General features: G+C 63.8%; 5 protein-coding genes. 4 read left to right on the top strand and 1 reads right to left on the bottom strand.

Annotation, left to right across the window (positions count from 1 at the left end; genetic code table 11):
* Positions 1–451 precede the first annotated feature (451 nt).
* From V7082_RS20675 to V7082_RS20660, 4 genes are read left to right on the top strand one after another with little or no spacing between them, the layout of a single operon-like run.
* Complete coding sequence (locus tag V7082_RS20675; RefSeq protein ID WP_012092607.1) at positions 452–1,891, top strand: tyrosine-type recombinase/integrase; 1,440 nt, start codon at positions 452–454, stop codon at positions 1,889–1,891.
* Positions 1,891–3,699 carry a hypothetical protein gene (locus V7082_RS20670; protein ID WP_012092606.1) on the top strand — a complete coding sequence of 603 codons (1,809 nt, stop codon included), beginning with the start codon at positions 1,891–1,893 and terminating at the stop codon, positions 3,697–3,699. The genes V7082_RS20675 and V7082_RS20670 overlap by 1 nt, the downstream gene beginning before the upstream one ends.
* The gene (locus tag V7082_RS20665; protein ID WP_334151509.1) at positions 3,696–5,840 is read left to right on the top strand and encodes a hypothetical protein; all 2,145 of its coding nucleotides are present in this window, start codon (positions 3,696–3,698) and stop codon (positions 5,838–5,840) included. Before V7082_RS20670 ends, V7082_RS20665 begins: the two co-directional genes overlap by 4 nt.
* A complete protein-coding gene (locus V7082_RS20660; protein WP_012092604.1) occupies positions 5,837–6,211 on the top strand; it encodes a hypothetical protein in 375 nt (124 codons plus the stop codon). Before V7082_RS20665 ends, V7082_RS20660 begins: the two co-directional genes overlap by 4 nt.
* A 12-nt stretch (positions 6,212–6,223) precedes the next feature.
* Here the strand turns inward: V7082_RS20660 and merBA are convergent, their stop codons facing one another.
* Positions 6,224–8,461: a bifunctional organomercurial lyase/mercury(II) reductase MerBA gene (merBA, locus tag V7082_RS20655; RefSeq protein WP_012092603.1), complete on the bottom strand. Its 2,238-nt coding sequence runs from the start codon at positions 8,459–8,461 to the stop codon at positions 6,224–6,226.
* Positions 8,462–8,480: the final 19 nt, after the last annotated feature.

Raw genomic sequence — 8,480 nt, 5'->3', positions numbered from 1 at the left:
CCCAGCAACGCGCGTGCGGCCCGTGATTGTCGGGCGGTGATCATGCATGATCACCGCCCACCGACGCGAACGCACTTGCCAGAACTACGACTATAATAGTCGTATTTGGCACCTCCATCCAGCCGTAAGTTACCTTGAGGCGTTGGGGCGAGAGTAACCGGCGGGCGACTGATTCGGTCGCGATCGCCTCGCCGAAGGCGAGGCCGAAATCCCAACCGGCTCAGGCGAACGGATCGATTTCACCGACGATGGTGTCGGCTTCCCCATCATATTCGGCGGTGGGCATGACGCTCTTATCCTGACTCTGTGTTCTGTCTTACCGCTGTGACGTTCGCAGCACACGATCAACGTTGACGACATTCCCCTTCGCTTGAGGTGAGGCGATGCGATTTTCCCGCCGGGACGGGCTCGAGCCCGTCCCGGCGGGAAAATCGCGGCCGAGGAGAACAGGATGCCCCAGCTCTTCTTCACGGATCTTTCGACGCTGCGGCAGTCTGTTACGGTTGATGGCGTCGTCCACAGGCTGTCGGTGGATGAAGTCGCAGCCGCCGAGAAGCTGAACCTCGTGGACGGCATGCCGTTCATTCTTGGCGATGACGACAGCTACGATCACGACCTGAACCGGTTCTTTCGAGCTTGCCCCACGTTGGGGGTTCGTTCGCCCAACAGCTTGCGCGCCTATGGTTGGGATATCCTGATCTGGATGCGCTTTCTTGCCGAGCGCCGAGACAACAGAGCCCTCTGGGCGGCTGATCGGCACGATGTCGCAGCCTTCCATGCGGCGCGACGTCTGGCGCTTCCTCCGGCGCGCATCTCGGCCGCGAGCTGGAACCGGTCGGTAGCAGCGCTCGACAAGCTTTACCGATGGGCTCTTGAAGAGGGAATGATCGCCAAATCGCCTTTCACCTATCGGCAATCATGGCGACGGACGAACGGCGGCGGGGCCATAGCGGTCGCTGCCAATGTTGCCACCGAGCGCGGCGCACGGACACGCGATATCCGGTTCCTTTCCCTGGATCGGTATCTCCTGTTTCGCGAGATCGGCTTGCGTGGTCGTCTTCCAGACGGGAGCGAGGATCCCACCTGGCAGGGCCGCAACAGCGAGCGCAATGCGTTGTTCGCCGAATTGCTCGTCACGACGGGCCTGCGGCTCCAGGAAGCGGCAAGTCTGCTCTGGATCGAGTTCCCGAGGACGGAGCCGGTCGGTGCATTGAGGAGCCGATCTTTCCGACTGGCGCCGGCCATTGCCAAGGGTAGCAAGGGGCGCGAGATCCGCTTGCCCGAGCGCGTGCTGAAGCGTCTGCATGAATACGCGGCGTTGGAACGGACCAATGTCCTCATGCGCCTTTCGCAACCGCGCAATAGGTCAATCGAACATCCGATCCGTGTCGTCAGCCACGATCGGGGAAGGCTCCTTCTGGAAAAGGACACAGTTCGAGCCAGTGTCGACGTGCTGGCGCCGCGCGAACGCAGCCGCTTGGTATGGGCGGAAACATCCGAACCATTGTGTCTTTGGCTGGCGGAAGGGGCGCGGCCCATGCCCCCGGCCGCTTGGGAGGTGGTCTTCCGGAGGGCAAGCGTACGGTGCAGGCGGTTCGGGATCGACCTCGACGTCACTCCGCACATGATGCGCCACACCTTTGCGGTTCATATGCTGTCGCTGCTCGTGCGTGAACAGATCGGATGGGTACTCGACGAACGCCGATCCCATATCGGCGCGGCGTACCGCCGCTTGATTGGCGATCCTCTTCTGAAGTTGCAGCGTTTGCTGGGCCATAGCCGCATCGAAAGCACTCACATCTACCTGGATTGCATGGAAGAAAGCCAGGAAATGATCGACGCTGCGGTCGAGGCCTGGGAACTGCGCGTTAATGCTGGTGGACCCCTGTGATGAAACGCGGTCGTCGTGCCACCTTCCCAGTTGGAATCGAATTGTTCGACACTCAAGAGGAAAATCCGCAAAATCCGCTCGTCTTCGTCCTTCGGACGGAAGATGCCGGGAGGATCGACGTCAATCTGTCTTCCTGGCCGCTGACGGCGCTGACCCATGAGGTTGCGCCATTCCTGCAGGAGTATCTCCACCGGATGGGGCCGGCACCACTCTGGAAAACCGCAGGCACCTTTATCCGCCGTCTGCGGCGGTTCTGGCTGTTCCTGGAAGGGGCGTCGGTAAAACCTCGTCGTCTCGACGACTTAACTCCGGCGGTAATCAATGCCTATGAGGACTGGCTGGAGCAGAACGGCGGCGAGCGACCCAATCAGCGCAATGTGCTCGGTGCTCTGATCGGGGTGCTGCGCGTCGCCGCCGAGCTCAATCCTGAAAGGCTTCCGCCCGAAACACTGTTGCGCCTGAAATACATCGGTCACGGCGAGCACGGCGTCTCAAAGCCGCGCGATGCCTACAGTGGGAGGATTGCCTCGACGTTGCTGCAGGCAGCGATGCGCCAGATCATCGAGGCTCGCGACCGGATAGCGACGGGCGAGGCTCTGCCTCCCCCACTTCTGGATGTAGGCCGTGATCCAGAATTGCGCCGTCGCTATGACCTAGTGGTCGAACAGATTGTGACGGCGGGAGTAGTCGCCGGGGAAGGCGCGCTGTTCGACAATCTGCGCTACCACGCTCATAGATGCGGGCTCGAGCCGCCTCCGGTCGAGGAACTGCATGCCGGCTTCCATCTGACCCGGTACGATGTCGTCGGCTTCCTCGTCTGGCTGTCCTTGACGACCGGCATGGAGATCGAAGCGCTGCGTGGGCTTGAGGCTGACTGCTTGCGCAATCCCAACCGGGGTTATGTCGAGATCGAGTATCGAAAGCGGCGCGCGCATCATGCCCAGTGGAAGCGCTTGCGTGTCCGCGATGGCGGACGGGAGACGCCCGGAGCCGTCCTGCGGCTGGCGATCAAGCTGACGGAAAAGGCTCGGCAGCACACTGGATCGAGCAAGCTCTGGATCACCTGGAAGCCGGGGCGCCTGTCGTCGCCGAAAAAGCTGGGGACCTGCGTGGCCGCGTTTGTCGAGAAGTACGGAATCGTCGATGACGCCGGAAAATCGCTGGCGCTCAATCTCTCCAGGCTGCGCAAGACCCAGAAGGCTGACTGGTATAAGCGGACCGGAGGGCAGTTGGAGAACTTTGCCGTCGGCCACACGGTAGCGGTGGCGGCCAACCATTATGCCGACATCCCCGCCCTTCGGCATCTGCATGAGCAGACGATAGTCGAGGCACTGACCGACGCGATGGCGCCGGCTCTGCGACCTTGGATCGTTGTGCCCGCGGATGAAGCCCGGCTGCGAACCTCAGCCGACGCGACCGGGCTGCCGGTGCCGTCGGAAAAGATCGGCCCGCTCCTGGACGGAGAGCAGGATCTTTGGCTGGCGGCGTGCAGCAACTTCCGCGTCAGCCCTTTCGGTCGGGAAGGCGAAGCCTGTCCGACGCCGTTCTGGGGGTGCCTGGAATGCTCCAACGCGGTCATTACCGCACGGAAACTACCGGCGCTGATCGCGTTCCAGGCGTTCATGGACGAGCTGCGGGAGGCGTTGCCTTCTGGCGACTGGAACGAGAAATTCGATCGGCCATACCGCAGGATCACGGAGCAAATTCTGCCGATGTTCCCGTCCTCCGTCGTCGGAGGCGCACGGGTTGAGGCGGCAGAATCCTCGGCGCGGTTGCTCTATCTTCCGCCGGAGGCTTACGGCTCATGACCACTACCTCTCCTTTGAACGATGAGCGTGCCGTCTCACGCCTCAGGGTCGATGACCACATCGTTTTGGCTTCGATGCCTCTCAGGGATGGTACCGACCGAGCGGCGCTCTCGCGGTTCGGCGATGATGTCTGGGATATGGCGCCGGCGATGTTCAACATGGCCAGAAAGGCCTTTCGAACGGTCGACTTCGGCGTGATCCCCTGCGCGGCAGAGCGGTTGCTTGCGAAGGAATACATCTATGCCTGGATGAATGAACGGCGCGCCGACGGTGAGCCGCGGTTGCGGCCAGTCTCCGGCCATACTGCGCTTGCGACGCTGCGCCGGTTCCTGGACTTCGTGCGCTCGCGGATCGGCAAGCTCGATCTGGCAAACGTCGATCAGGATTTGATCGATGCATACGCGACCCATCACCGGGCGCGGCCGATCACGCCGGGGCGCGTGGGTGTGTGCCTCAGGCCCATCGTCCAGCTTCATCGCCTGGCGCCCTATCTGACGTGCGGTGGCATCACCTTCACCCCGTGGCGCGGCCGACCGGTCTATCGGGCAACCGGCCAGGGAACGCGCTGTTCGGAAAACCGGACCGCGCGCATCCCGGAGCCGGTCATCGGCGCAATGCTGCGATGGGCCTTGAAATATGTCGAGCACCTCTGCGACGACATCTTCACTGCCCGGGCTGAAGCCGATGCACTGAACAGCCGGTTCGCAGCACGCTCGCGCGCCCGCCACACGCGGCCCGCGGTAATGCTGGCCTCCTGGATCGACAAGCGTCGCGAGGAAGGAAGAGGCATTCCTGTCTGGGAAAGACCTCTTTCGATCGGGGGGCTGACCGGCAGATTGTCGCGGGGCGGCAGGTTTGATGGCGAGGTCATCAATCTGAAGCTCCTGACGATGCAATGCGGGCTGCATCTCACCACCGTCCACAAAGATCCGGCCCTGTTGTCGATGGTTCATGATGCTGTCGACGAGCTTGGGTTCGAGGTGGGCGGGATGGACACGCCGATCTCCCCGGATCCCGACACGGGGCGACCGTGGCGGGAGCGCTTCGATGCCATCAGCCTGGCGCGGGAAGAACGGCACCTGCAGACGGCCGCCTATATCGTGTGTTGCTATCTGACGGGCATGCGCGACGGTGAGGTGCAGTCGCTGCGATCCGGCTGCCTGAAACGGAATCTCGACCGGGACGGGCGAACAGAAAGGCTGGCGATCGAGGGCGTGACCTGGAAGGATCGCGGCGCTCGCGGCGAACAGGTCGAATGGATCACCATCGAGGCCGCCGTCCAGGCGATCCGGGTTGCCGAGCGTCTTTCGGAACGATTCCGCCGGAATGCGGGGACAGAGCGGCTATGGCTTGCCCTTGACGACCGCGAGACGAACAATGCCGAGACGCCGATACTCATCGCCAAGAAGATCAACCAATTCCGAGAACATCTCGATGAGCGATATGGCGCGGACGATAGTCCTGTGATCCCCCGAGTGGGAGAAGACGTCTGGCGCTTCAACACCCGTCAGTTCAGGCGAACGCTGGCCTGGTACATCGCGAACCGGCCCTTCGGGGTTGTCGCCGGCAAAATCCAGTACAAGCACGCCTCCGTGGCCATGTTCAACGGCTATGCCGGCTCGTCCGCATCCGGCTTCAGGCAGGAGGTCGAACAGGAACTGGCGCTCGGACAACTCGACGACATCATCGACTACTTCGAAAACCATCGACGCGGTCACGGTCCAGGCGGACCCGCCGGTAAGCGCGTCGGCGTGGAACTGGAGCGGGTCGGCCGCGAACTCGGCCCGCTTCCGGGGCAACTGGCCGATCGCAAGCGCCTGAAGGCGATGCTGGCGCATCTGGCGCGCACGCTGCATGTCGGATATCTGAACGACTGCTTCTTCGACCCATTGACGGCGCTCTGCCTGCGGGAGTCTGAGAAACCTTCAGCCTCGGTGCCGGTCCTGTCGCGATGCGCGCCCGACCGATGTCCCAACGCCTGCCTCGTCGAGCGACATCTCCCGCCATGGGAAGCCTCCATTGCACAGGCGGAGGATCTTCTCGCCGACAAGCGTCTCTCCCCGCTGCAACGCGAAGCGCTGCGCCTGGACAACGACAGAAAACGCAGGCTCATCGCGCCGTTGAAGGAACGCACATCATGAAGCCGGTCAGTGCAGCCACGGAACAGGCGCTTCGTGAGGCGATGGCGCGCCTCCTTTATGGGTGCCCCCGCGTGGCTGATGGCAGGCTGACGGTTGTGAATCTGGCCATCGAGGCAGGTGTCAGTCGCGCGACCGCGAACCGCGCTTCCGAGGTGCTGGAAGCCTTCCGCCATGCAGTTGCCGAGTCGAGAGCCCGGCGCAACGCGACGGATCGGCCGGCGGGGACGGCCCGGGCCGAACAGGAGCGGCGCGCCGTCGAAACCGTGCTCGCCCAGCATCGTCAAGTCCGCGCGCTGTGCCAGCTTATGGAACGGCGGCGCGATAACCGCACCGCCGACGTCATACCGATCATCGGCAGGAAACGCCCTTGACGCCGATTGTGCTCACCCGGCGCAGCAGGAGAGTTTGGCGATGTCCTTGCCGAACGAAAGTGCTGCGAGCTTCAGCCCCTCGACCGTGGTGAGGTAAGGAAAGATCGTGTCCGCGAGGTCATCGACGGTGAGACCCTGGCGGATCGCGAGAGCCGCGGTCTGAATGCTGTCGGCACCTTCCGGCGCGAGGATGTGGGCGCCGAGCAAACGACCGCCAGCAGCATCGGCCACGAGCTTGATAAGCCCACGAGTGTCGCGGGCGGCGAGTGCGCGCGGCACCTGATCGAGACCGATCGTCGAAACGCGGATCTCATGCCCGGCCGCACGCGCCGCCGCCTCGGTGAGACCTACGCTTGCGACCTGCGGATCGGTGAAGACGATAGCGGGCATGGCGCTGTTATCGTAGCGCAGGCTGTCGCCATTGAGGGCGTTCTTGGCGGCGAGCTTGGCGCCATAGGCGGCCATGTAGACGAACTGGTCGCGGCCGGTGACGTCGCCGGCGGCATAGACGCCAGCCTTGGTCGTGCGCATGCGGTCGTCGACCACGATGCCGCCCTTCGCCGAGACGGTGATCCCGTGCTCGGCCAGCCCAAGGCCTTCGATGTTGGGCGTGCGGCCCGTGGTGATCAGCACCTGATCGGCGTCGATCTGGACATCGTGACCGTCACGCGTGACGGTCAGTGACGCTCGGCCCTCGGTTTTGCGGATCGCGCGGTAAGCGATGCCGGAGATAACGGTGATGCCTTCATCCTCGAAATACCCCGTGAGCGCCGCGCCGATCTCGGGCTCGGCCTCGGGGAGCAGTCGGGACCGGCAGACGAGGGTCACCTTGACGCCGGCACGGGCGAACATCTGGGCGAGCTCCGCGCCGATATAACCGCCGCCGATCACCAGCAGCGATCGCGGCAGTTCCTCGAGGTCGAGCGCCGTCGTACTGGTGAGATACGGTACGGTCTCGAGGCCAGGAATAGCAGGAACTGCCGGCCGCGCGCCGGTTGCGATAATGATCTTGCCAGCGGCAATACGCGCGCCGTCAACTTCGACACCGCCGTCGAGGAGGCGAGCCGGCCCGTCGCGATAGGCGATACCATTGTACGCGGGGAGCAGGTCCGCGTATTTGGCCTGGCGCAGCCCAGACACGAGCGTGTCCTTCTGACGAACGGTTCCGCGCCAGTCTGTCAGTTCGGCTTCAGCAGTAATGCCGGCAAAACGTGCCGCCACGCGAGCGTTATGAAGCGTCTCGGCCGCGCGGATCAGGGTCTTCGACGGCACGCAGCCGACATTGACGCAGGTGCCGCCGATGGTGCCACTGCCGATGAGCGCCACCTGTGCGCCCTGATCGGCGGCCGTGATCGAGGCCGAGAAGCCGGCCGAGCCGGCGCCGATGACGACGAGATCGTAAGCGCCTCCATTGCGACCGTTTGTGCGCAAGGGTCGGTTGGCGACCACCAGGCTCTTCGACGCCACATCGAGACCAGCGAGGCTCGGCCCGAACAGAGCACGGCCGGCTTCCAGTCCTTCCTCGATCGACAGCCGGAAACCTGGCTCGTCGGTGGAACGTTCGTCGCGCCAGGCGGAAAGATGCTCGTCCGAGCAGAAAAAAGCGGTCGTCGCGCAGAGCGAGCTCGCGGCGCAGCCGCCTTCATAACGGACGCTCTGCCACATGACGGCCGACTGTGGCTCGACGTCGGCGAGTGCCCGCCCTCGGTCCTGCGTGGTGATCCGGATCAGTGCGCCGCAATGGCCGCAGGGCGAGGCGATCGCGGTGTCGCGATCGGTCATGGCACCGATGCCCAGCGCGTCGACCGCGCACATTGCATTCAGCGTGCGTCCGTCCAGAGTGACCCGATGGCCGGTGTTATGATCGCTGAACGGATAGGCGCCGACGATCAGCTCGCCATCGAGAACGACGAGGTCGCGCCGGCGGAGCTCGTCGAGCAGTGGCCGGATGACCATCTCACTGAGTTTTGTACGCTCCGCAAGCGCGCTTATGGTCGGGGCACCCCCGTGGTCGGCGTAGAGTCGGAGCAACGCAACACGCACCCTGTCGGTGGCGGGATCGTAACCGCTCCAGCGATTGAGCACGTGGTCGGACCCGACCATCGCCTGCAGAGCGTTCTTGACCACAGGCGACGTGACCGCCGACCAATCCGGAAACGTTACGCCCGGTCGAACGGCAAAGCTCGCCAGTGTCGCGGGCTGAGAAACGGCCGGGTTGTCCCGGGAGGAGGTTGCACAGCAATCGTTCATGGCTTCACGCCTTCCTTGC

It is taken from the genome of Hyphomicrobium sp. (assembly GCF_036833075.1).
In the GTDB taxonomy this organism is placed as follows: Bacteria; Pseudomonadota; Alphaproteobacteria; order Rhizobiales; family Hyphomicrobiaceae; genus Hyphomicrobium_C.
The sequence above is the reverse complement of the archived record's forward strand: the minus strand, read 5'-3'. Positions and strand labels throughout refer to the sequence as shown.

Bases quoted from the DNA above. Each gene is read 5' to 3' on its own strand.
- V7082_RS20675 (WP_012092607.1), top strand. From the start codon at position 452: ATGCCCCAGCTCTTCTTCACGGATCTTTCGACGCTGCGGCAGTCTGTT.
- V7082_RS20670 (WP_012092606.1), top strand. From the start codon at position 1,891: ATGAAACGCGGTCGTCGTGCCACCTTCCCAGTTGGAATCGAATTGTTC.
- V7082_RS20665 (WP_334151509.1), top strand. From the start codon at position 3,696: ATGACCACTACCTCTCCTTTGAACGATGAGCGTGCCGTCTCACGCCTC.
- V7082_RS20660 (WP_012092604.1), top strand. From the start codon at position 5,837: ATGAAGCCGGTCAGTGCAGCCACGGAACAGGCGCTTCGTGAGGCGATG.
- merBA (WP_012092603.1), bottom strand. From the start codon at position 8,461: ATGAACGATTGCTGTGCAACCTCCTCCCGGGACAACCCGGCCGTTTCT.